The organism is Paenibacillus sp. FSL R7-0026, assembly GCF_038004485.1.
GTDB lineage: Bacteria > Bacillota > Bacilli > Paenibacillales > Paenibacillaceae > Paenibacillus > Paenibacillus xylanexedens_A.
Window position 1 is genome coordinate 2,013,263 of the sequence record NZ_JBBORG010000001.1, and the last position, 23,759, is coordinate 2,037,021.

General features: G+C 46.7%; 20 protein-coding genes. 16 read left to right on the plus strand and 4 right to left on the minus strand.

Going from position 1 to position 23,759, the window contains the following annotated elements; all coding sequences use genetic code 11:
- Positions 1 to 71 precede the first annotated feature (71 nt).
- Positions 72 to 1,814, minus strand: coding sequence for a methyl-accepting chemotaxis protein (locus MKY44_RS09255; RefSeq protein ID WP_264930698.1), 1,743 nt, complete (start codon positions 1,812 to 1,814; stop codon positions 72 to 74).
- A 510-nt stretch (positions 1,815 to 2,324) separates the two neighbouring features.
- Here MKY44_RS09255 and rpiA point away from each other — a divergent pair.
- The 14 genes from rpiA to MKY44_RS09325 all read left to right on the plus strand — a co-directional run bounded on the left by rpiA (position 2,325) and on the right by MKY44_RS09325 (position 16,723).
- Positions 2,325 to 2,996 (plus strand): ribose-5-phosphate isomerase RpiA, encoded by a 672-nt coding sequence (rpiA, locus tag MKY44_RS09260; RefSeq protein WP_341006861.1) that lies wholly within the window; start codon positions 2,325 to 2,327, stop codon positions 2,994 to 2,996.
- A gap of 25 nt (positions 2,997 to 3,021) precedes the next feature.
- Positions 3,022 to 3,621 (plus strand): GNAT family N-acetyltransferase, encoded by a 600-nt coding sequence (locus tag MKY44_RS09265; RefSeq protein ID WP_341006862.1) that lies wholly within the window; start codon positions 3,022 to 3,024, stop codon positions 3,619 to 3,621.
- A 15-nt stretch (positions 3,622 to 3,636) separates the two neighbouring features.
- Entirely contained in the window at positions 3,637 to 4,098 is a 462-nt protein-coding gene (locus tag MKY44_RS09270; RefSeq protein ID WP_017689273.1) for a MarR family winged helix-turn-helix transcriptional regulator, read from the plus strand.
- A 286-nt stretch (positions 4,099 to 4,384) separates the two neighbouring features.
- Positions 4,385 to 5,473: a cobalamin B12-binding domain-containing protein gene (locus MKY44_RS09275; RefSeq protein ID WP_341006863.1), complete on the plus strand. Its 1,089-nt coding sequence runs from the start codon at positions 4,385 to 4,387 to the stop codon at positions 5,471 to 5,473.
- Between the two features lie 15 nt (positions 5,474 to 5,488).
- Positions 5,489 to 7,204, plus strand: a complete 1,716-nt coding sequence (locus MKY44_RS09280; protein ID WP_341006864.1) for an ATP-binding protein — start codon at positions 5,489 to 5,491, stop codon at positions 7,202 to 7,204.
- Positions 7,205 to 7,240: 36 nt separating this feature from the next.
- Positions 7,241 to 8,203 carry an alpha/beta hydrolase gene (locus tag MKY44_RS09285; protein WP_341006865.1) on the plus strand — a complete coding sequence of 321 codons (963 nt, stop codon included), beginning with the start codon at positions 7,241 to 7,243 and terminating at the stop codon, positions 8,201 to 8,203.
- A 57-nt stretch (positions 8,204 to 8,260) separates the two neighbouring features.
- A complete protein-coding gene (locus tag MKY44_RS09290; RefSeq protein ID WP_341006866.1) occupies positions 8,261 to 8,611 on the plus strand; it encodes a hypothetical protein in 351 nt (116 codons plus the stop codon).
- A gap of 17 nt (positions 8,612 to 8,628) precedes the next feature.
- Positions 8,629 to 9,342, plus strand: a complete 714-nt coding sequence (locus tag MKY44_RS09295) for a class I SAM-dependent methyltransferase (protein ID WP_341006867.1) — start codon at positions 8,629 to 8,631, stop codon at positions 9,340 to 9,342.
- A 68-nt stretch (positions 9,343 to 9,410) separates the two neighbouring features.
- Complete coding sequence (locus tag MKY44_RS09300; RefSeq protein WP_341006868.1) at positions 9,411 to 10,397, plus strand: BadF/BadG/BcrA/BcrD ATPase family protein; 987 nt, start codon at positions 9,411 to 9,413, stop codon at positions 10,395 to 10,397.
- A gap of 63 nt (positions 10,398 to 10,460) precedes the next feature.
- Positions 10,461 to 10,898, plus strand: coding sequence for a GNAT family N-acetyltransferase (locus MKY44_RS09305; RefSeq protein WP_036609514.1), 438 nt, complete (start codon positions 10,461 to 10,463; stop codon positions 10,896 to 10,898).
- Positions 10,899 to 11,117: 219 nt separating this feature from the next.
- Positions 11,118 to 11,576 carry a MarR family winged helix-turn-helix transcriptional regulator gene (locus tag MKY44_RS09310; RefSeq protein ID WP_307413774.1) on the plus strand — a complete coding sequence of 153 codons (459 nt, stop codon included), beginning with the start codon at positions 11,118 to 11,120 and terminating at the stop codon, positions 11,574 to 11,576.
- On the plus strand, positions 11,573 to 14,740 hold the full coding sequence (locus tag MKY44_RS09315) for an MMPL/RND family transporter (protein WP_341006869.1): 3,168 nt from the start codon (positions 11,573 to 11,575) through the stop codon (positions 14,738 to 14,740). Before MKY44_RS09310 ends, MKY44_RS09315 begins: the two co-directional genes overlap by 4 nt.
- A 202-nt stretch (positions 14,741 to 14,942) precedes the next feature.
- A complete protein-coding gene (locus MKY44_RS09320) occupies positions 14,943 to 15,569 on the plus strand; it encodes an SGNH/GDSL hydrolase family protein (RefSeq protein ID WP_091032011.1) in 627 nt (208 codons plus the stop codon).
- 92 nt (positions 15,570 to 15,661) lie between these two features.
- The gene (locus tag MKY44_RS09325) at positions 15,662 to 16,723 is read left to right on the plus strand and encodes a phosphotransferase (RefSeq protein ID WP_341006870.1); all 1,062 of its coding nucleotides are present in this window, start codon (positions 15,662 to 15,664) and stop codon (positions 16,721 to 16,723) included.
- Positions 16,724 to 16,836: 113 nt separating this feature from the next.
- Here the strand turns inward: MKY44_RS09325 and MKY44_RS09330 are convergent, their stop codons facing one another.
- From MKY44_RS09330 to MKY44_RS09340, 3 genes are all read right to left on the minus strand, one after another.
- The gene (locus MKY44_RS09330; protein ID WP_026081149.1) at positions 16,837 to 17,514 is read right to left on the minus strand and encodes a tetratricopeptide repeat protein; all 678 of its coding nucleotides are present in this window, start codon (positions 17,512 to 17,514) and stop codon (positions 16,837 to 16,839) included.
- 14 nt (positions 17,515 to 17,528) lie between these two features.
- Entirely contained in the window at positions 17,529 to 19,517 is a 1,989-nt protein-coding gene (locus MKY44_RS09335; protein ID WP_341006871.1) for a translation factor GTPase family protein, read from the minus strand.
- Between the two features lie 141 nt (positions 19,518 to 19,658).
- Positions 19,659 to 20,534 (minus strand): AraC family transcriptional regulator, encoded by an 876-nt coding sequence (locus MKY44_RS09340; RefSeq protein ID WP_341006872.1) that lies wholly within the window; start codon positions 20,532 to 20,534, stop codon positions 19,659 to 19,661.
- A gap of 192 nt (positions 20,535 to 20,726) precedes the next feature.
- Between MKY44_RS09340 and MKY44_RS09345 the strand changes: the two genes are divergently transcribed.
- The gene (locus MKY44_RS09345; RefSeq protein ID WP_341006874.1) at positions 20,727 to 22,244 is read left to right on the plus strand and encodes a tagaturonate reductase; all 1,518 of its coding nucleotides are present in this window, start codon (positions 20,727 to 20,729) and stop codon (positions 22,242 to 22,244) included.
- Entirely contained in the window at positions 22,241 to 23,755 is a 1,515-nt protein-coding gene (locus MKY44_RS09350; protein ID WP_340936308.1) for a UxaA family hydrolase, read from the plus strand. The genes MKY44_RS09345 and MKY44_RS09350 overlap by 4 nt, the downstream gene beginning before the upstream one ends.
- The last annotated feature ends 4 nt before the right edge of the window (positions 23,756 to 23,759 follow it).

Consider the following 23,759-nt stretch of genomic DNA (forward strand, 5'->3'; position numbering starts at 1 on the left):
AAGAAGATGGTTGGTTTTCAATCACTTCAGTTATTCCTCCTTGGTTCAAACCGAATGTTTGTGGATTTGAATTATTGTTTGCTTACATTGAAATGAGAGATCAGTTCTTGGAGTTCCTCGGACATGCTGTTAAGGCGTGTAGAGGAGTCTACCAGTGTTATCAAAGATGCTTTTTGCTCATCAACAGATGAGGAAATTTGTTCACTGCTGTTTGCTGTCTTACTTACGCTTGAAGACAAGTCATCTGCTGTAGCGGTCATTTCCTCCGTACCCGCAGAGATTTCTTCCGTCGCGCTTGATACTTCCTGAATCTGATTAGATACTTTTTTCGCTGCTTCTAAAATATCTTCGAACAGTTGTCCTGTTTGATCGGCTACGCTGAGCCCTGTATCTACTTCTGACGTACCTTGTTCCATAGCACGTACAGCTTGTTTAATTCCAGCTTGAATCTCTTGGATCAATACGCCAACCTGGCTGGTTGCTTGTTCAGACTGCTCGGCAAGTTTGCGTACTTCACCTGCAACAACTGCAAATCCTCTTCCTTCTTCACCAACACGAGCTGCTTCAATGGATGCATTAAGAGCAAGCAAGTTAGTCTGGCTGGAGATTCCCGAGATGATATTGAGAATATCGCCGATTTCCTGTGAACGACTCTCCAGAACCTCAATGGCAGAAGCGGTATTCTTAACCGATTCCGTAATCAGATTCATCTGTTCAGATACCTGACGGACAACGCTGTTACCTTGTTGCGAACGACGTTCCATCTCATAGGCTTCATCCGCTACACTTGCCGAGCTGCTGGCAATCGTCTGGATTACGGTAGCCATCTCGGACATGGCACGTGCACTATCCCGGGTTGCCTGTTCCTGTGAACGAATGTTGGAAGTGATTTGAGTCACATTATTATTGATAGAATCTGCATTCTCACTGTTGCGCTCGGAAACTTCATATAGCTCTTTGGCAGACTGATTTACTTCTTGTGATGTGATTTGCACTTTAACGATAGTATCGTTGATTTTGCGAACCATGGTGTTGAACTTCTCGTTAACGAGTCCCAGATCGTCTTTGCCTGTCGGAATGTTGACATTCAAATTGCCCCGACTTACGTCATCAATTCCTTTGATCAAGTGACGGATAGGGGAAAGTGTGTTTTTAACTACAAGGTATTGGATAATCAGGAATAACAGCAAGAAGGCCACAAGGATGATAATTCCGTTTTTGAGCAAGGAGTTTAGTCCCGCGGGTACGGCTGATGCATCTGCATCAATGGCAAAATATGAGAAAATCTTTCCGTTGCTGTCTTTGATTGGATATGCAATGGTTGTCCATGTTCCGAAATCATCGGAATAAAATGTTGTGAATGTTGGGCGATCCGTATTAAGCATTTCTTTCAGTGCATTGGCTACAACGACCGGCTGCTCATACATGTCACCAATATTTACGTTCTCACTTTGAAAAGCCTCTCTTAGGTTGGTCGGCATCGCTACAAGGGAAGTTAATCTCTTGTTATCGCCACCGAGCTCAACACCGAAGATGTAGGCTTGTGCAATGTTAGGATAATATTCTTGCATCTCATCGAAATACGCTCGTAATTTCGTTTGTGTTGCTCCATCATAGCTACCTTCCGCAATAGCAGCTTGTACCTCGGTAGGATTGATATCTTCAGCCCACTTTTTGGTAATTTGTTCCACCTGTCCATGCAGCTGATCAACAAGAACTGTTTTTTGAAAGTAGTAACTGCTTGCGATAAGTGCTACCCCGATGATGATGATATTAGTAAATGAGAGTAACAAATTTTTGGAGAAAAACGACATGCTTTTCCAACTTAATGATTTCACTAAATTCCACTCCTGATCTTCTTTAAATTAAGAAACTTTAGGGTTGCTTTGGTACAGTGAACTAGATCATTCCGTGATCCCCTCCAAAGGAAATTTATGCGACCATGGTCTTGGTTTATCAGTCGCTTTCGTAGAGACTTATGTACCGTATGAACCATAGGTGTCTAATTATTAAAACACATCTATAATTAATATGTCGTATAAAATGTCGTTAAATTGAATAGTATCGTTAAATTTTTTTTAATATTTTACGTATTTATGGACATATCAGATGGTTTATAGGTATTTAGAACTGTTTATTTTAAAATTTCCCATTTTTTAGCTTCATTCTGTATTCTATAACATGGTGGGTAAAAATACATCCTTCAACAAAACAAAAATATGATGGAAAAGATGCAACAGAAGGCACGGATATACATCGGAAGCGGTTTTATCTATAATAACTACATATGCATTTCTCAAATTATGAGCAGCGGGGGTTTATAGATGAATCTTAAACAGATAGCAGCAGAGCGTGCGGCAGAATATGTTGAAGATGGAATGAAGGTTGGATTGGGTACAGGTTCAACAGCTTATTATGCCATCTGCCGAATCGGTGAGCGGGTACGTGATGGATTGAACATTCAAGCGGTTGCCACTTCAGAGGCTTCGGACAAGCTTGCCCGTGAATGGGGGATTCCCATCGTCCCATTTGACCAGATTGGACGTCTGGATCTGACCATTGATGGCGCTGATGAAGTAGATCCCGATTTTAACCTGATTAAAGGGGGGGGCGGGGCTCTTTTGCGTGAGAAAATCGTAGCAGCCAATAGTGACAAATTGATTATTGTAGCGGATGGCAGCAAAGCCGTGCAAAAGTTGGGAAAATTCCCGCTTCCAGTTGAGGTGGTTCCATTTGCTTCTGAGTGGACCTTCCAGGCGCTCGAAAAATTGGGGTGTCAACCGCAATGGCGGATGGATGGACAGCAACGTTATCTGACAGACAACGGAAACCTGATAGCAGATTGCCACTTGGAGGCGATTGATCACGCTGCGGATCTTAATGTTCGATTGAACATGTTACCAGGTGTTGTTGATAACGGACTATTTGTGGATATGGCTAGTACAGTCATTCTTGCCAATTCGGACGGAAGTATCGAAGAGCTTCATCGTTCTTAATATGGAAGAGGGTGCTTTGCATCGTATGAAAGAACTGCCAATCGTTGATGGTGAACTTGTACTCAGGTGTGTGGAGAAACAGGATCTGAAAGAACTCTATGAATTGATCTACAGTGATGACGTACCTGAATGGAAGCAATGGGATGCACCCTATTACCCACTTAAACACGAAAGTTATGAAAGTTTTGAACAAGGTATGCTCAAACGTATGAACGTTGATCCAGGCGATTCCAAACCCGTATCAATCCGTATTATTGAATCCGACAGACAAATTGTGGGTACAATCAGCTATTACATAGAAGATGAGTTATCCATGTGGCTGGAAATGGGGATTGTAATATACAGATCTGTCCAGTGGGGACGCGGGGTTGGCACACGCTCACTTGTCATGTGGTCAAGTCATTTGTTCGAACAGATGCCTTTGGTTCGGGTTGGATTGACTACTTGGTCTGGGAATGAACGTATGATGCGTGCGGCTGTGAAAGCAGGATTACAGGTGGAGGGGCGAATGCGGAAGTGTCGTATCGTTCGCGGGCAGTACTATGATTCAATTCGTATGGGGATGCTCCGTGAGGAGTGGGAGCAGAAGCTGGCCTCTCATACGAGCCGAAATGTAAACAACTGATGGAGGATTATTGAAATGCTGAACACGGAGGACAACCGGGAACTGTCTTTACAATTATTCGTGGTTCTTGTTCGGGCCTACAATTCTGTGACCTCACGTTCCAATCGGGACATCCAGAGTCACGGACTGAATACGACAGAATTTGGTGTGCTTGATTTGTTATATCATAAGGGACCGCAGGCATTGCAAAAGATTGGTGAAAAGGTGTTAATGTCCAGTGGAAATATTACGTATGTTGTAGATAAGTTGCAAAATAAAAATCTGCTGTTTCGTCGACCATCCAAGGAAGATCGGCGTGTCATTTACGCTGAGTTAACCGAGGAAGGAAGAGAATTATTCACACAGATATTTCCTCAACATCATCAGGTCATCATTGATGCTTTGGAAGGACTTGACCCTTCCGAGAAAGTGGATGCGATTAAGATGTTGAAGAAGCTGGGATTGGCGGCAGAAGGGAAAACTGACTTGCGTTCATAACGCAGGTCAGTTTTTTTTGTGGAACTCGAAAAGTACAGGCATATACTGGCTGACTGACTTGCAAGGCCCTCCATAATATAGGAAGATTGTTCTATACATTCATCGTGTGTAAAACATGATCATCGAAAGTTCATGTATAATGGAACAGAACGATTAAGAGCGGAATGGATGGATTGGATCAAGTAGAAGAACCTATCCCGATTGCAAGTTAGCTAACATCGATCTCATTCTGGATTAGTCACGAATGATGATGGAGATGTGATGCGGGTAGAGGAGAGGTGCATCTATGAGTCATCAAGAAGCAGGAGAACGTTTGCTCCAAGAATCTGCGAACTTAGCTGATAAAATAACGGAGAAACAGTATCTCAGACAGCCCGATTTACTTGAGCGATTTGGCGAGAATGGAAAAATGCGCACCAAACAGGATTCGGAGTATAGCTTGAACTATTTGGCAGAAAGTGCGCTCGTACAGAGTCCAGGTCTGTTTACTCAGTATATTGCCTGGCTGAAAGTTCTACTTGAGGGTTACAAGGTATCACCAGAAGACCTGGTGATTAATCTCAATCTGATCAAAGAGACATTGGAAGAAGAATTTGACCATCCGTCAAAGGCACTTCTGCTCGAGTATCTGGAGATGGGAATATATAGAACAACACATATGGAGTCACAGACGGGTTACATCAACGAATCCATGCCATATGGAGATGCCGCGCAATCGTACTTACAGTGTTTGCTTGAGAATAAACGGAAAGAAGCCTTCGAGATCATTGAAGCCGAGTTAGAAGCTGGGGTGACGATTCGTGATATTTATCGATATATCTTTCAGCCCACCCAATATGAAATTGGACGATTGTGGCAATGCCATCGTATCAGTGTGGGGCAAGAACACTTTTGTACGGCAGCGACCCAGTCATTCATATCACGTCTTTATTCTCGCTGGCTGATTCATACGGGTCAGGATAAAAAACTAGTGGCTACCTGTGTAGGCAGTGAGCAACATGAGATCGGACTGCGTATGCTCACAGATGTGTTCGAGATGGAAGGTTGGGATACGCACTATCTGGGAGCCAATGTTCCCAATGGAAGTGTAATAGAGGCTATAGAGCGGCATCAGGGCGATGTTGTTGCGATTTCAGTTACGATGACGTATCACCTTCATCTGGCCAAAGAGTTGATTCATCTGATCCGTCATCATCCGGCAACGGCACATGTGAAGATTATGGTTGGGGGATATCCCTTTAATATTGATCAGGAGTTGTGGAAAACGATAGGAGCTGACGGTTATGCTCCAGGAGCCGATGAAGCGGTAGCGGTTGCAGAACAATTACTGGCTCAGCCAGCTACATGTAATCAGCTTGATATGGTTAGGGATTAAGAGAGGGATGATGTGATGTCTAATGAGAGCGGAGAGATACAGAGGCTACGTAGAACGATTGAGCAGTTATCGGATCAGATGATTCGGAGTAAAGAGCAAGAGGAACGGACACTTTCAGAATTCTCGGATATGAATAATGAACTGGTGACACTCCAGCGTCTGCTTGCAAAGAACAATAACAGTCTTGAAGCTGCACGTCAGCAAGCAGTAGATGCAGGTGATTCAAAAATCGCATTTATTGCAGGTATCAGTCATGATTTTCGTACACCATTAAATGGCATATTGGGGATGGCTGAGATGCTTAAGTTGTCTCCCTTGTCTGAAGAACAGGAGAATTCAGTTTCCGTTATACAGGATGCTGCCAAACTGCTGCTTAAGCTGATTCAGGATCTTCTGGATCTGTCCAAACTTGAGGCGGGTCAGATGCGACTTGAACTGGGAGAAGTGGATCTGCAAGAGACGATAAACTATATTGTTCGTTTGCTCGAACCCCAAGTCAGAAAGAACGGAAATCAGTTATCGATAGACTGTGACTCCAGAATCTCTACTCTTCTTGAAGGGGATCCAACGAGGATTACACAGATACTGATCAATCTAATTCAGAATGCGAACAAATTCACATCAGAAGGTACGGTGCGGATACGAGTCGCCCTTATGAAAGATGATGAGATTACACAAATGATCCGATTTGAAGTTGAAGACACGGGCATTGGTATCTCGGAAGAAGATCAGAACCAGTTATTTCAACCCTACGTGCAGACTGAACGAGGACGCTCAAGTGAGTATGGAGGAACGGGCCTTGGATTATCGATCTGCAAGTCGCTCGTTACACTGATGGAAGGTCAGATTGGAGTAGACAGTCAGGAGGGTGAAGGATCAACATTCTGGTTCGAACTTACACTTGGTAAGAAAGACGGTAACCAGTCTGTTGCTTCCGCTCAAGAGCATCAAGAGCATCAAGAGCATCAGGGGCAGGATATGGATGATGAAGCTCCTTCTGTATCTGTATTGCTGGCCGATGATAACGTCATCAACCGGCAGCTTGTTATGTTGCAGCTCAAAAAACTGGGAATAACCCAAGTGGAAGCTGTAGTGAATGGGGAAGAGGCAATAGCTGCTTTTCTCAGCAAAAAATACAGTTTGATTCTCATGGATTATATGATGCCAGTGATGGACGGTTTGGAGGCAACACGCAAAATCCGATCGATAGAAATGGATGAAATGCGCCATACCACACCAATTATTGCAATGACAGGTAATGTCATGCAGGGAGAGAAAGACAAGTGTATGGAAGCCGGGATGAATGACTTTATTGGCAAACCCTTCACGCTGGAAATTCTGAGCAAGATGATCGAGAAGTGGCAGCAATCCTCCGAACCGACAGAGGTATTAAATATGAGCATCGTACATGAGATTGCGGAATTAAACACCGATGGCGATCGTACACTCCTTGGTATGTTGTTGGATATGTATCGTACCGAGACACCCGGCAAGATTGAGGTGCTGCGCAGACATATTGTGTCCGGCGACCATGTTGCTGCAACCGAGGTAGCCCATGATCTGAAATCAGGGAGTCTGAGTCTGGGGATTCGTTATTTATCAACTTTGTTTGCCCAGATAGAGCAGTTTGCGAAGGAAGGTCAATCACGGAAAGCAGAACCTTTGCTGGATGCTTTGTTACCCGCCTATCAAGCAGCATGTACATCACTGCAACGAGTAAGTAAAGATTGAATATATCTTAATAAGGAAAGAGGGTAGGGCTCGTTCATGTTATTCTACGTACTTGCAGCACTGGTACTGATCGTTCTTGCTCTTCTATGGGCAGGAGGGCTTTATTTTTTCAAAACGGCCATTCGCCGTACGCCAAAAACGTTTTTGGTAGATAATCCAAATCTGATGCCTGAACCGGACAATGAAATCATTAGCAGTGCTTCTGACCTGAAGTGGCTGGATACTCAGCCTACAGAAGAGATATCTCTTCAATCACATGATGGATTAAAACTGTATGGTACATGGCTCGGTTCCAATAAAGGGTCGGATCAGACGGTTATTCTGGCACATGGTTATTCGGGTAGAGGTAGAGAAATGGCTGGATTTGCCCGGTTTTATGCGGAAAAGCATGGTTATAACGTACTCATGCCAGATGATCGAGGTCATGGACAGAGTGAAGGGGATATCATCGGTTTTGGCTGGTTAGATCGGAAGGATTATGTCCAGTGGACCAACTGGGTGCTTGAAAAAATGGGTACACAAGGGGAAATCATTTTGCACGGCATATCCATGGGAGGAGCAACCGTACTGATGACAGGTGGTGAAGTCCTGCCGACTCAGGTTAAAGCGATTGTGTCTGATTGTGCGTATACATCCGTGGAAGAAGAACTGACGTTCCAGTTAAAGCAATTATACAAGCTACCTGCATTTCCGTTTATACCTGTCACAAGTCTGATCTCCCGCTGGAAAGCAGGGTATTCCTTTAGAGAGGCTTCGGCTCTCAAGCAGCTTGCCAAAGTTAACGTTCCCGTGTTATTCATCCACGGTGAGGCTGATACGTTTGTACCAACGAAAATGGTGTACAGGTTGTATGAAGCTTGCCCAACCGAAAAGGAATTGCTGACCGTCCCCCGTGCGGGTCATGGTACAGCGTTTCAAGTCGATCGCACCGGATATGAGGCGGCACTGGAATCCTTTATGAAAAAGAATCTGTCGCAACCAGAATCCGTAATCAATTGATTCTCGTATTGTATTATGGGTATTCATTGATAGGACAGATGTGGAAGGAGGCGTAAGTTGGCGCGCACACAAAGGAAATGTTCTTACTGCCATGAAGGAATGGCAGAAGATGAGTTTAAGTGCAAATCTTGCGGTAATCTGGTTGCCACCAAAACGGCATTGCCTGAACAACCTTATATGACCGAATATGAAGAATCGGTATTGGATCGTTATTCCATCATTTTGCTTGTACTGATTACACTTTTTCTCGCTCCGGTGGCTATTTCTATTGGTGGAGTTATGTTATTTAACGACAGTTCATACAAGAGGGATACGGGTAAATTGATTGTAACGGCTGGATTCGTCATCATGATCATTTTTTCAATTATTCTATTCGCCGGTACTGGGACATTGACGTTTAACTTCTAATTGATGGGGGTGCTTTGATGGGAAACGAACAATTTGAGGCTGCGCGAAAAGCAGAGGCAGGTTATCATTCCAATTTCTATCAGAATAATGAATTATTCGCCTCCGGCACCTGGATGTCGAGGCCCATGCCTATGGTGATGGATATGCTGGAACGTCTACTTGCTCACAAGGAGGAGTTGCGTGTCCTCGATCTGGGATGCGGAGTGGGAAGGCATACGATACCGATTGCACAGCGCCTTGCAAAAACGAACAGTGAAGTCATCGGTGTGGATTTACTGGATGAGGCCGTAGACGGACTTCGCAAGTATGCGAAAGAATATCAGGTTGAACATATCGTACAGGCAGTGAAAGCAGATGTTGAGCATTATGCTGTGGAGTCAAACTATTTTGACTATATTGCTGCATGTTCTTGTCTGGAACATGTCTCAAATAAACAAGCCTTCATGGAAGCGATAGACCGGTTACAGGCCGGAACTCGCACAGGGGGCATTCATTGTATTACGATGAGTACCAATGTGGAGGAAAAAGAAATCAATACAGGCAAGGAGATTAAACCATTAATTGAGCTGAACCTGCCCACAGCCGAGGCGATTGCTATACTGGAGGATGCCTACAAAGGCTGGAATATTCTGCTTCAGGAACATGTTACACAGACGATTGAAGAGGAAAAGTATGATGAACCGACACAATTTCGTTGTGAACTGCTTCGTTTCGCTGTGCAAAAGCAATAAACTCTCTGCCGGGACCTGACAATGGACCCGGCACTCTTAATGTGTGGTCTGAAGGGAGATGGTTAAGGATGAATACATATGTAATAGGGATGGATGGAGGAGGGAGCCACACGCGTGTGGCTGTCGCAGATCAGAACGGGAAGATTTTATCCTATGTGCAAAAGAATGGTTGCAACCGCTATCACGATACCCATGCTGAGCAAAATGTGCTGGAGGGTATCGCTGAAGCGATAACTCAAGCCGGGCTCAAGTCGAGTCAGATCGCCTCCATTCAGGCAGGAATGGCGGGTCTGAATCGGCCTGAAGATACAGTTTGGGCGGTGGCATTACTCGCTCGTACGGGGATTACAGGCAGGATCAGTGCGGTAAACGATACACACATCGCACATACAGCGGCCTTCGACGGTGAGCCAGGTATTGTTGCTATTGGAGGAACAGGATCTCTGATCCTTGGCAGAACCGAACAGGGAGCTTGGCTCCGCAACGATCAGTTCGGTCATTATGCGCCGACAGCAGCACGTTTTCTGGCTTACGACACGGTTCATTCCATCCTCGCGGGACGTTATGGGCCGCAGGACCAAGCATGGATTGAGCAGGTGTTGAAATATTGGAATGTTGCCTCAATTCGAGAGCTCGCTGCGCTGGGGATAGCCGGTTTTGCCGAAGATAAACAGATGACCAACCGGAAATTTGGTCAGATGGCGTCTATCGTGACTGAAGCTGCTGCCCGGAATATTCCCCTCGCAGTTAGGGTGTGCGAATCGGCTGCTGACACGGCCGTTGTGGGCATCCTGATGCTTGCATCCTGTTTCGATCAGCCCACAGTGTCCATGACGCTTACCGGAAGCTGTCTGAGTTCACCATATATGGTGGAGGCTGTTCAGAAAGGACTGGATGCTGCCAATAAGCGCGAAGGGAAAAAAATTCAATACATAACCAGTAACTTGCCAGCAGTTGGGGGCGCACTGCTGGAGGCCTATCATTTGGCGCAGATCAACGTATCGGATAAAGTCTCAACTGTGCTTCAATCGGAGCTGAATCGGCACACGACTTGAACTTTTAGAGGCTAACGACTACAATACGATAACGGAAACAAGCAAGGTATAGGAGGAATCAAGGTGTTAATTAATCTGAAATCACGCATACAGGAGCCGGAAGTACAGGAACTATTGTCCTACTCGGTCTTTCCTGATCCGGATCACTTGAACCGTGCGTTGCAACAATATGTAGAGAAAGACGAATTGCAAATGGGCGGTTACGAAGATGAGGGACAATTGATCGGTCTGATTGGATATGAGAAGACTGGAACAAGTGAGGTTACCATTCATCATATCTCGGTTTTGCCTGAAAACCGCTTTAAAAATTATGGACGTGGTATGATCTCACAACTGTTGGCAACATACAATCCTGATAGACTGATTGCTGAGACCGAGCTGGAAGCCGTCGAGTTTTATCGGAATACGGGGTTTGTGGTATATAGTCTGGGTGAATTATACCCAGGTGTGGAGCGATTCCGTTGTGTGCTTGAAAAAGAGGAAGATACGGACGAAGAGTAGCACAGAGACCTTTTATTACTTTAAGAAATATATGGATTATCATCAGTACAGGATGTTGGATTTGGCAATGAGCTGAGTCGGACGTCCTGTTTTTTTGTCGTTTTCATCAAAAAAGCAGGAAAAAAGTATTGCTTTGTAAGATTGTTTCATTATAGAATAGTTTCACAGAAGAATAGTTCGTTAAGTGAACTATGTAGATTTGGGAAAGGAGAATGAAGAATGAATACACCGGATGCAAAAAGTTTGGTGAACCGCTATTTGGATGCTTCCTTTATGGTCAATAAGCGGTTTGATACGCGGATACGCGAACAAGTGGGGCAGACCATAACGACCGATCAGTTCTGCGCACTTCGTCTGATTGAAGAGAAACCTTCCTGCACGCCCTCTGATCTGGCAGAGCTTCTGTGCATAGGCAAGAGCAGCATTACCGCTTTGGTCAACAAGCTGGTGGATCGCGATCTGGTTCATCGGGCCGGAGATGAACGTGACCGCCGCGTTGTATATCTGACACTGACGGATACCGGACGACAAGTATACAGGGAAACAGAACAGGAAATACAGCAGATTCTGGAGCCGTATCTGGTTCATTTTAAACCGGAAGAAGTCCGAATTTTCATTGAATCTTTTGAGAAGCTTGCAGCTTTGCTATCGCATGAAGGAGGACGGGAGAACGAATGAGAACGATACTAAAAGCAAGATGGTGGTTAATGGGGCTATGGGTTGTTGTAGCTGCCGTGTTGATGTTTACCGCCCCTAACATGAGTGAACTGATTCGGGAAAAGGGACAGTTTTCGGTTCCGGAAGGGTACTCTTCCACCCAGGCAGCAGCAATTTTGAATGAAGCTGCAGCACAAAAAGGAGAGCAGCAAGGCAGCCAGATCGCTCTTGTATTTTATAATCCGGATGGTCTGGGTACCACGGGAAAACAAGAGGCAGAGAAGGCTATTAAAAACTTGGAGGCCGACAAGGAGAAGTTGGGCATTCTGTCCATTCTGGAACCTTTCTCTCAGCCTGAATTGTCCGAGAAGATGATCTCAGCTGATGGCAAAACGATTCTAACATCGCTATCCATTGATCAGGGAGATCGTACGGTCAAGGAAATGCGGGAAGACCTGAATGAAGCATTGAAGTCCGTCAATGTGGAGCACTACATAACCGGTAAAGGTCTGATTGATGAAGACACCATTGAAAGTTCCCAAGAGGGGCTTAAGAAATCGGAATATATTACAGTTGTCTTTATTTTACTCATTCTGTTCCTGGTCTTCCGTTCGTTTGTAGCTCCGTTTGTCCCGCTGCTGACGGTGGGGATCAGTTACATTGTATCGCAACAGATTGTTGCATTCCTGGTGGATGGGCTGGACTTCCCGATATCCACATTTACACAGATCTTTATGGTCGCCGTCATGTTTGGGATTGGTACGGATTACTGCATCCTGCTGATCAGTCGGTTCAAGGAAGAACTGGCTCATCATGAGAATACGTGGGATGCCATCATTGCCACCTATCGTACTGCCGGTAAAACAGTACTCTTCTCAGCACTAGCTGTGCTGGTTGGATTCATTGCGATTGGCTTTGCCCAGTTTATGTTGTACCGTTCTGCGGTTGCCGTAGCTGTAGGTATTGCTGTGATGATGCTTGCCTTGGTGACCATCGTGCCATTCTTCATGGCGGTGTTAGGCAAGAAGTTATTCTGGCCGTCGAAGGGTTCACTTGAACATGCCGAGAGCAAGATCTATGGTGCAGCTGGTCGCTTTTCACTTAAACGTCCATGGGCTGCGCTGCTCATCGTTGCAGCTGTCTGTGTGCCTCTTCTGGCAACCTACGATGGCAAACTGTCGTTCAATAGTCTCGATGAGATTGGCGAGAAATATGATTCCGTAAAAGCATTCAACATTATCTCTGACAGCTTTGGTCCGGGTGAATCGCTGCCGGGTCAGATCGTCATCCAGAACGATGAAGCGATGGATAATGGGAAATATATGGCCGTTGCCGAGAAAATTAGCCGGGAAGTAGAGAAAGTAGCCGGAGTCTCTGGTGTCCGCAGTATGACACGACCTACGGGGGATGAGATTAAAGATTTTGAAGTTACACAGCAAGTCGGAACATTATCGGATGGACTGGGTGAAGGCAAGACGGGTCTGGACAAAATCCGTGATGGTCTGAGTGAAGCCAGCAGTCAGCTAAGTAAAAATGAACCACAATTAAAAGAAGCTGCTGATGGAGCAGGTGAACTTACCAAAGGAACCTCCCAGTTGCAATCGGGTATCACGCAACTCAGTGAGGGACTTGGGCAGATTGAAAAAGGCATTCGAGATGGTTCCGCAGGTGCGGGTGATCTGAAAGCCGGACTTCAGCAAGCCAAAACGAGTGCAGATCAACTTGCGCAGGCAAACAATCAGTTGCTTGAAGCCTATCGTCAGGCGGGAGCAGGGGTCGCTGCACTGGGGGATGGAACCCGCGAACTGGAACAACAGCTGAACGGGGTTTCAACAGCTCTAACCAGTCTGTCCGAATCCTTCACAGCACTTGAAGAGCGGTATCCTGAATTACAGCAAGATGCTGATTACCAACGTATCAAAGGTACGATTGGTGAAACAGGTTCTGGCACGGCGCAGCTTGCGCAAGGTTTGGGTCAAATTAAGACCAAACTTGGGGAAGCCGCTGCTGGAATTAATCAGGCCAATGAAGGGTTTGCCTCCGCAGCAGCCGGACAAAAGGCGCTTGCCGATGGCCTGGGCCAGATTGTAACGGGAATTGGTCAGTTGCAATCCGGTCTCAAACAGGCTGCGGATGGTCAGGGCAAAGTGATTAGTGAAATTCCTTCCATTCAGGATGGACTTGGCCAGCTTCAGGGTGGTCAGGAGAAAATCCAACAAGGCTTCTCGGATCTGAGTGGTCAGCTGACACAACTGACAGATGGACTGAATCAAAGTGTCGATGGTATTAAACAGGTATCCGGTGGACTGGATTCAGCGCAGGACTACCTGACGCAATTGCAAAATTCACCAGATTCCGATCTGGCAGGCTGGTACGTTCCTGATGAAGCACTGAACAGCAAAGACTTCACACAGGTATTTGATACGTATCTGTCTGAAGATCGGAAAACGATGACGATTGATGTTATTTTCGCCGAAAATCCATACGGAACAGAAGCCATTGATCGTGTTCCTGACATTGAGGCGGCAGTACATCGCGCGGTACAAGGCAGTACACTTGAAAAAGCAGATATCGCCATAGGTGGCGTTACCAGCACGTTTGCAGATTTGCAGGAGATCTCGAATAACGACTATACACGTACTGTAATGCTGATGCTGGCAGGCACATTTATTATTCTGGTAGTACTGCTTCGCTCGGTCATTATGCCATTGTATCTGATCGTTTCCTTATTACTGGCTTATTTCACATCGATGGCGTTAACCGAAGTGATCTTTGTTAATATCCTCGGATTTGCAGGCATTAGCTGGGTTACTCCGTTCTTCGGATTTGTTATGCTGATTGCACTTGGTGTGGATTATAGCATCTTCCTGATGGACCGTTTCAATGAGAACAAAGGCATGAAAGTACAGGATGCGATGTTGTACGCGATGAAGAACATGGGCACCGTTATTCTATCTGCCGCGGTCATTCTGAGCGGTACATTTGCTGCCATGTATCCATCCGGTGTTCTCTCGATGATGCAGATTGCCACAGTAGTCCTTAGCGGACTGATATTGTACTCTCTGCTGTTCCTGCCATTCTTCGTCCCAGTGATGGTGAAGATGTTTGGCCGGGCCAACTGGTGGCCGTTCCCGAACAAGGAACAATCAGATTCCGTTGATTCGGATCGGACCATAGGCATGTAATGCATTGCAATGGATTAGGCTCTGCCGCGTTATACGGCAGGGCTTTTTTCTTTTTTTACCTCTACAGAGAAGAAATATGGTTTTATGCAAAAGAAAGGTACATGCCTAAGGACACCATCCCGCGCCTTGTCTTGCCACTCATCATAAGATATAGAGCAGTTCATTATTGTTCAGAGAAATCACAGCAGAGAGGGGCGACGGGATGGTATATCGATATGTGGCTATAGGAGATTCATTAACGGTAGGTACAGGAGCGTTGCTGGGCACCGGCTTTGTTCCTTTATATCGGCGAATGGCGGAAATGAATGTTCGTACGTTTGTATCCATGGAGAATATGGGCGTGAATGGACTGACGTCGGGGGAAATGTTGCAGATGATCTCTTCGCATCCCCGAGTGCGGCAATCGCTCCGTGAAGCGGATATCATTACCATATCCATTGGCGGGAATGATCTGATTCGTACGTTCAAAGCAAGTAATGGCATTCCAAATGCCAGCAAAATGACACAGGTACTCGGAGAAACCCGCAGTAATGTATCCCAGATCATGCGGCACATTCGGCAGTTAAAGCGCAACAATGAGTATATGGTCCGATCCATCGGATTGTACAACCCGTATCCACAAGCGACGGAAGCTGCGTACTGGGTGCGCCAATATAATTCGTTTCTGAATGGAGCGGGATCGGGCAACTATGCGTGTGCTCAGGTATATGACAGGTTTGAAGGTCGTGAGCGTGAACTGTTGTTCTGGGACAGAGTACATCCCAATGCAAGAGGATATCGTGTCATTGCAGAGCAGCTTAATCGGACTGGATACTATCCATTCTCTTGATAGTTTCGGAACTGAACTAGACCGAGCGATGGACTTCCTTTAAGATAAATAAAAGACAGTTCCATTTTGTGAGATAAAGGGGTTAATTTTTGGTGCAAAACATCGATTCCGGTTCCCTCCATCCTTCAGAGCAGCAGCGTATATCCGAAGTGTTGGCCTTATATGGTTTCACATCGGACTGGAAAGGCGAGCGTGGAAAGGGTGGGATGAATAATTCTACTTACATGCTCCATGTAGACGGGACTAATTACGTCATGAGACAATATGAAACACATAATGATCCGATGAAAATCACCTTTGAACACGAGGTGCTGGAAGCCCTCCAACGTTCGAACTTTAAGCTTGATACACCTTCACCTGTAAGGCGGTTATCTGGTGAGAGAGGTACATTTCTTTCTGTAAAAGATACCCTGACAGGTCATACCAAAATCGTGACTCTGTTTCATTATAGGGAAGGCGTCAATCCCATCTGGCATACACCAGATCAATTGATAGGGCTCGGTAAAGCGGCGGGGGCCCTGTCTTCTGTTATGGCTACCCTGGATATACCACTTGAACCTGTGTATCCACCATATTATCGAATTCAGGATGCGTATCCGCTCTGTTCACCAGAACGATTATTACAGCTGTGCACATCGCCGCCAGAGCAACTGGCCGCATGTGCAAATGAGTTGAAGCAACTGAGAGATGAGCTGCCAGATCTGTTTGAAGCCCTGCGGGGTATGGAACATCTGCCGCATCAAATGGTTCATGGGGATGTGAATGCCTCGAATGTATTGGCAGATCAGCAGGATGGTGAAATCTGTGCCATTTTGGATTTTGAATTTGCGACATGGGATTTGCGGGTAATGGAGCTGGCTGTTCCGATGTCTGACCTCCTTACCATGGACAAGAGTGAAGATTGGATGTGGCAGGCACAGGAGGGATTGATCAGGGGATTTCGGGAACAGGTCAGCCTGAAACCGGAAGAGTTGCTGGCCATACCTCGATTGATTTTGCTGCGCAGTCTGGATGTGGTCATGCATTTCATCAGTCGGATGTTTGAGGGTACAGATGAGCCGGAAGTGGCTGTGGAGCAGATTGTGAAACTCAAACAGCGGATTGACTGGATGCGTCTTCATGAAGAACGACTGCGTGAGATATTGGTGTATTAAAATCGTTGTTAAGAATAAAGTGCACTGGTTCTGCTCATACGAGGGCAGAGATCAGTGCACTTTTATTGGTTAGAAAAGTGATATATGAAGATTACGGCGTATAGCGGATGACATTACAATCCACGTTTGCGGAACCAACTGCGGACAGCCCAGCGGCGCTCCTGACGTTTTTTGTATTTGGGCAACGAACGATACACGTTCAACGATTGCTCGTATGCCTGCTTCGCGTCTGCATTGCGTCCGAGGGAACGGTGAACCGAGCCGAGCAGATAATAAGCTTCACTGGAAGAGGAGTGAATCTCCTGAAACTGATGCACATAATCCAGCGCTTTGTCTTCATGCGTATCTTTGAAGGCTCCAGCAAGGGTTAGGTACGGGCGTCCGTACTTGACTCTGGGGTTGATCTCGAGGGCTTGCAAAATATGACGTTCGCCTTTTTCGATGTTGCCCAAATGAAGCTCAGTCGTCCCTAATGCCTCCCAGTACTCAGCCGATTGTTCGTATGGGCGCTCCAGTTCAAGCAATAAGGCATGTGCCTCACTGTAACGCTTGCGCTCAATTAACAGGCGAGCCAGTTCCAGCTTGGAAGAAACTTCATTGGGACTCATGGCAAGCTGTTGCCGAAGCCGGGAGATGTTACGCATACGCTTGAGAGGTTTCGTGAAGCTTGGGAACACCCCGACGTAACGACGATCCAGAAAATACAGTATAACGAGTAAAATGAGGATGGCAATGAACGGATTACCTACAATCCGCCATAAAAGGCCAAAGATAAGAAATTTAATAAGCACAGGTTCAACTCCATTTATGATGTAATCGCGTTTCGTACACTTAAAATATATTTCGACTGATCCAGCGGGTTAACTCCTCTGCGTTTGCGAGTATGATTCACATCCGCAGGACAATCTTGGTATCCGGCAAACGAAGTCGTAAGCACTCCGCGGCCGCTTGTCTCGGAACGCAGTTTCACCGGATAATCCATTGAGGTGGCAAGAGGCATAACTCCTTCAATAATACAACGTCCGCTACCAATGACGGGGGCTTCGAAGGTCGCCCGCATATGTACCAGATCGCTAAGGGCCTTACCGCCGTATTCTTCCGGGACCGTCAGCCGGAACTGAAGAAGGGGTTCCAGCAACGTGGTACCTGTTCTCGACAATCCATCCATGATTCCCATAGGCGTGGCTACAACAAAATCCAGCGGATGTGTATGCCAGACATGATGTTCCCCTTCCACCAGCGTGATGCGCAGATCGGTTACTTCCCAACCGAGCATACCTTGAGACAAGGCTTCCGGAATTCGTCGTTCAACTTCATTCTGATAACGTAACAGCAGATCATCTGTCCTTACGGTTGAGGCATAGATCAGACCGCTTCCGCGAGGCAAAGGTTCAATCTTGAAGCGGAGGATGGCCCAGCAGGGCTTAGGCATCGTATAGGCGATGTAACCTTCTCCGGCTGTGCGTGGTGTCTCCTTATAGATAACGGATGGCGGATCAAACACGACATCCAATCCATAACGACTCAGCAACAGGCTGGATAAAATCTCAAGCTGAATGGTTCCCATGACCTTGAGATGCAGTTCTCGTTCCTCCGGCAACCATTGCAGGTCGAGTAAGGGGTCTTCATCCGTCAACTCTTGCAATGCTGCGACAAGATCGGGGTAACGTGCCGGGTCCTTGCCATGTACTTGTACGGTCAGCAAAGGCACAGCCATCTGTGGCAGAGGAGGTACACCTTCAGGATTGCCGATAATGTCACCCACATGTGTGCCACTCAGTCCATACAGCGCAGCAATCTGCCCCGCGTGAACAGCACCGGTATCCGCCCATTTCCGTCCATCCATGCGGCGAATCTGCGTCACTTTCTCTTCAAGCTCCCGCGTCGAATTATGGATGGTATCCCGATTGTGTAAGCTGCCACCATACATACGGACGTAAGCCGTGCGTCCCATCGTACGGTCACGTTCAATTTTGAACACAACACCGGATACGGGAGAATCCACTGGTTGTTCAGGTGGGGGCAGGAATGCAAGGACTGCGTCCAGCAATGCCGTGACGCCAATTCCTTTGCCGGAAGCACCATAACACACAGGGAACATCTCACCCTGATGTACATACCGCAGGAATGCTTCATTCAGTTCCCTTTGCGATAACGGAGTCTCCTGGATGTAGGCTTCCATGACCTGTTCGTCTAGCTCAGCAAGTATCTCGACCAGACCTGGAATGGAAGGTGTGCCATCTGACAGAGAATCTTGATTCGGGTTCCATAGCGAGTCGATGCCATGAAATGAATCTTCGTGGAACTGATACGTTTGGATTTCGCATGCAAAAGGGGACAGGGTGGAACGAATCTGCTCCATTACCGCTGGGGCAGACGCGCCAATCCGATCCATTTTATTAATATAAATGATGGTTGGGATGCGAAGTGAACGAAGGGCATGCCAGATGGCTTCACTCTGGGACTGAATGCCTTCTACTGCCGACAGAATGAGAATAGCGCCATCCATTACCCGAAGTGTTCGCTCTACTTCGGAGCTAAAATCAATGTGACCAGGCGTATCAATGAGGTCAATGATGGTGTTCTTCCAGATCAGAGAGGTCATGGCTGCCTGAACGGATATGCCACGTTCTTTCTCAATGTCCAGGGAGTCTGTGGCTGTTGTTCCGTCATCTACACGTCCCGGACTGCGGACGACACCACTCTCAAATAACATATGCTCGGTGGTAGTTGTTTTCCCTGCATCCACATGGGCGAAGATGCCGATATTCCTGCGATTTAAATCGTTTAACATGGAATGTTAAGCTCCTCTGACAACGGAATGCAATGTTTCCGACAAGTAATAATCTAGATTATCATACCACATCTTCCATATGGAAGAATATGTGGATATATATGATTAGACTCAGGAACCTACGTCCAGTCTGGTTCTATTTTAACGTGAACTGTTCATGGTTCTGCGGTAAGCTGCGGGCGTTGTACCGGTTAATTTTTTGAATTGACGGTAAAAGTGGGGCAGGCTGTCGAACCCGCAAGCATCGGCCACGGCTGCCATCGTCTCATCACTTTGGACCAGATGCTCTTTCGCCATAATGACCCTTCGCGCTAATGCATAATCCGTTAGAGTCATACCCGTGTATCGTTTGAATGCACGACTGAAATGGGCAGGGGATACAGAGGCGTACTGTGCCAGTTCAGGGAGGGACAGGCCATTCCGAAGGTTATCGTCAATATGAGAGATCGTAGAAGAGAGCCAGGAGGGACCTGGAGCGGATTTACCCGGATTCGCAGGTCCAGCAGCTTCCAGACGTTCCAGAAAAATGAGCAACAGTTGCAGCCTTAACAGGGCCGCATGTGCGCTTAGATGATGACCGAGCTGGAATTCGGTCTGAATATCATCAATGAGGGCGGCCACCTGTGATTGCTCATCTGTGTTCAGATGCCTCTTATACACGCGTTGTTTACGACAACGTTCAAACAGGCTTAGCAAAGAAGAAGCAGCACCTCCGGCGGTGGATGCCAGCAAGCCCGGGCTGAAGAATAATGCGGAAGATGTGACAGGATTGCCTGCATCCGGCAAGGCTCGATGAACCGTGCTGCCCGGTATAATGAACAGATCTCCTTCCTGCATATTCTCAAGTCCCGTATCAATAAAGATGCTTCCCTGACCGCGATATACATAGATAATTTCATGCCAGTCGTGAAGGTGATCTGGCAACTCGTTCTGAGGGGATTTGGTATCGTTGTACACCAGGCGGAACGGAATACCGGATTCTGCTTGAATAGTCGTACGAACAGGTGAACGTTCCATAAAGACTCCTTTCCAGACGATCGTCTTCAACGAGATGTTATACCTGGTCATGAGAGAGTATATTTACCGCAATATAAGCAATTTAATTTCCTTTTATTGATGATACAATGAATTTAAAGCGTTTACAATAAAAGGGTGCAGAGCCTTCGAGCTGCATTCCGGCAGTACAAATAATCGATGAGGTGAGTGTCCATGTCGGCGAGCACGAAACGGCCAAGGTTGAAGCTGAATTTACTGGGGAGCGATGGTCAGCGCAAGTGCAAGGAGATTATGGAGCGTCCCGTGAAGGTTTTGCAGATTGGAGAAGGTAATTTCTTGCGAGGATTTGCAGACTGGATGCTTCATGAGAGTGCCAGACAAGGCAAATTCCATGGAAGTGTAGCTGTTACCCAACCACGACCGGGAGGCAAAGCCAAGCTGGAGCAGATTCGTGATCAGGACGGATTATATACGATGATTACGCGAGGGCTTTCTCAAGGGAAGCCAGTTGAGCGGACAGAGTTGATCTCCATTTTCTCACAGTGTATCAATCCGTATGAGGAATGGGATGCCTTTCTGAACTTGGCGGAACTGCCTTCACTTGAGTTCGTTATTTCCAATACAACCGAATCAGGATTGAAATATACGTATGCGGACTATATCGAGGGTGAACCCGTCCAATCATTTCCGGGGAAATTAACGGTTTTCCTGCATCAGCGATATTTGAAATTTGATGGTGATCCATCCAGAGGTTTGATTCATCTACCATGTGAGCTGCTTGAAGGCAATGGTGACGTGCTTCGCAGTTGTGTCCTCCGTCATAGTGAGGATTATGGGTATTCGGATGGCTTCCGTTCATGGATCGAGAACCATAATCACTTCTTGAACAATCTGGTAGACCGAATTGTCACAGGTGCGCCGACCCAGGAGGAAGCCGATTCCCTGACGAATCGCTGGGGTTATGAGGACCAGTTGATTAATACGGCAGAGCCATATCATTTCTGGGCCATTCAGGGTGATGAATCTTTGGACAAAAAACTTCCTCTCAAGCAGGCAGGTCTCAATGTACATTGGGTGAAAGATCTGAAGCCTTTTCAGGTACGCAAAGTTCGTATTTTGAATGGGGCACATACCTTAATGTCATCCCTCGGCATTCTGCAAGGCAAGCAGCATGTGAGAGAAACGATGGAAGATACACATTTTGGCTCATGGATCAGGGAAGCTGTGCATCAGGAGATCGTGCCTGCTCTGGATATGCCCGATCATCAGCTGGACCAGTATGCAGAAGAAGTGTTCGAACGGTTCCTTAACCCGTATATTGATCACAAATTGCAAGATATTGCTTTGAATACGATCGGAAAATTCAAGGTTCGTGTGCTGCCAACACTTTTGTCTTATGAGCAAAATCAGGGAAGTTGGCCAGAACGTTTAATTCAAGGGTTTGCTGGATTATTGTGTCTCTATCGTCCGGTAAATACGCCAGAAGGTTACAAGGTTCAACGACTGAATGGAGAGGACATTTTGCTGCGGGATGACCCGGATGTCCTGGCTGTTTTGGCTGCACACTGGGACGGTTATGACACGCTTAACAGGGATCAGAAACAATTGGATGACCGGGTAGCGGCTGTGTTGTCAGATACCCTGATCTGGGGCGAAAATCTGGATGCAAGAGAAGGGCTGCGTGCAGCACTTGTTCGTGAAATCGGATTGTTGGAAGGTGAAGGAAAATGAACACAACAAGTACAATCAATGACTGGATTGCCATTCAACCACAGGATGATGTCATTATAGCGCTTCGGGATTATGCCAAAGGAGAACGTATTACATTGCCAGACGGTGTTTCCTTTACATTGCTCGATGACGTGCCGAAGGGGCATAAGATTGCTGTGCATACGCTGGCACCAGGTGATGATGTAATGAAGTATGGTTTCTCCATCGGGATTGCCCAAGAGCAGATCGAGCAGGGAAGCTGGATTCATAGTCACAACCTGAAGACGGGGCTGCACGGATTGCTTGAATATGAGTACCAACCGGGAGCCCAGGTTCAGACAGACATGCCTCCGGAACATCTGCGCTCATTCGATGGATATTTGCGCCCCAATGGTGACGCAGGTATTCGTAATGAGATCTGGATTGTGAATACGGTTGGATGTATCAATAAAGTGTGTGAAGCATTGGCACGTATGGGGCAGTCCCAGTTTGGAAGCCGGGTAGATGGTGTATTTCACTTTCCACATCCATTCGGGTGTTCACAGCTTGGTGATGATCTGAAATATACACAACAGTTGCTGGCCTCCTTGGTGGAGCATCCGAATGCAGGAGGCGTGCTCGTCATCGGTCTGGGCTGTGAGAACAATCAGGTCGATGAATTCCGTGAGTGTATTGCTCCAGAATACCGCGGTAAAGTACGGTTTCTCAAAGCACAGGAAACGGATGACGAGCTTGAGGAAGGGCTTCGACTGATGGAAGAACTTGTGGAGATCGCTGAACATGAACAACGGCAGCCGCTTCCGCTCAGCAAACTCAAAATTGGTTTGAAGTGTGGCGGTTCCGATGGTTTATCTGGCATTACAGCCAATCCGCTGGTCGGTGCAGTTGCTGATATGCTGGTTGCTGCCGGGGGTACGGCTATTCTGACGGAAGTTCCGGAGATGTTTGGTGCGGAGACGATCTTAATGAACCGGGCTGCCAATGAGCAGGTATTTCACGATTTGGTGGACCTTGTGAACGGATTCAAGCAATATTTTGTGAACCATGGCCAGAACATCTATGAGAATCCTTCACCTGGGAATAAGGCTGGTGGCATCACAACGCTGGAGGAAAAGTCACTTGGATGTACGCAAAAGGGAGGACGTTCTTCCGTAGTCGACGTTCTGCGTTATGGCAAACGTGTAACTCAAACCGGTCTGAACATTGTAGAAGCACCGGGTAATGACCTGGTATCTGTAACGGCACTGTCTGCGGCGGGTGCACATATTGTGCTCTTCACAACAGGGCGGGGGACTCCCTTCGGAGGTCCGGTACCTACCGTCAAGATTGCGACCCAATCCGATCTGGCGAATCGCAAAAAACACTGGATTGACTTCAACGCAGGCCAGCTGTTGGAGGGGCAGACGATGGATGAGGTGAAAGTACAGCTGTTCAGCCAACTGATTGATATTGCTTCAGGACGGTCACACACACTCAGTGAGCAGCATGGATTCCGGGAGATTGCCATATTCAAGGATGGAGTAATTCTCTAAATCG

Excerpts from the sequence above, each read along its gene's own strand:
- MKY44_RS09255 (WP_264930698.1), bottom strand. The coding sequence starts at position 1,814 with ATGTCGTTTTTCTCCAAAAATTTGTTACTCTCATTTACTAATATCATC.
- rpiA (WP_341006861.1), top strand. The coding sequence starts at position 2,325 with ATGAATCTTAAACAGATAGCAGCAGAGCGTGCGGCAGAATATGTTGAA.
- MKY44_RS09265 (WP_341006862.1), top strand. The coding sequence starts at position 3,022 with ATGAAAGAACTGCCAATCGTTGATGGTGAACTTGTACTCAGGTGTGTG.
- MKY44_RS09270 (WP_017689273.1), top strand. The coding sequence starts at position 3,637 with ATGCTGAACACGGAGGACAACCGGGAACTGTCTTTACAATTATTCGTG.
- MKY44_RS09275 (WP_341006863.1), top strand. The coding sequence starts at position 4,385 with ATGAGTCATCAAGAAGCAGGAGAACGTTTGCTCCAAGAATCTGCGAAC.
- MKY44_RS09280 (WP_341006864.1), top strand. The coding sequence starts at position 5,489 with ATGTCTAATGAGAGCGGAGAGATACAGAGGCTACGTAGAACGATTGAG.
- MKY44_RS09285 (WP_341006865.1), top strand. The coding sequence starts at position 7,241 with ATGTTATTCTACGTACTTGCAGCACTGGTACTGATCGTTCTTGCTCTT.
- MKY44_RS09295 (WP_341006867.1), top strand. The coding sequence starts at position 8,629 with ATGGGAAACGAACAATTTGAGGCTGCGCGAAAAGCAGAGGCAGGTTAT.
- MKY44_RS09300 (WP_341006868.1), top strand. The coding sequence starts at position 9,411 with ATGAATACATATGTAATAGGGATGGATGGAGGAGGGAGCCACACGCGT.
- MKY44_RS09310 (WP_307413774.1), top strand. The coding sequence starts at position 11,118 with ATGAATACACCGGATGCAAAAAGTTTGGTGAACCGCTATTTGGATGCT.
- MKY44_RS09315 (WP_341006869.1), top strand. The coding sequence starts at position 11,573 with ATGAGAACGATACTAAAAGCAAGATGGTGGTTAATGGGGCTATGGGTT.
- MKY44_RS09320 (WP_091032011.1), top strand. The coding sequence starts at position 14,943 with ATGGTATATCGATATGTGGCTATAGGAGATTCATTAACGGTAGGTACA.
- MKY44_RS09335 (WP_341006871.1), bottom strand. The coding sequence starts at position 19,517 with ATGTTAAACGATTTAAATCGCAGGAATATCGGCATCTTCGCCCATGTG.
- MKY44_RS09340 (WP_341006872.1), bottom strand. The coding sequence starts at position 20,534 with ATGGAACGTTCACCTGTTCGTACGACTATTCAAGCAGAATCCGGTATT.
- MKY44_RS09345 (WP_341006874.1), top strand. The coding sequence starts at position 20,727 with ATGTCGGCGAGCACGAAACGGCCAAGGTTGAAGCTGAATTTACTGGGG.
- MKY44_RS09350 (WP_340936308.1), top strand. The coding sequence starts at position 22,241 with ATGAACACAACAAGTACAATCAATGACTGGATTGCCATTCAACCACAG.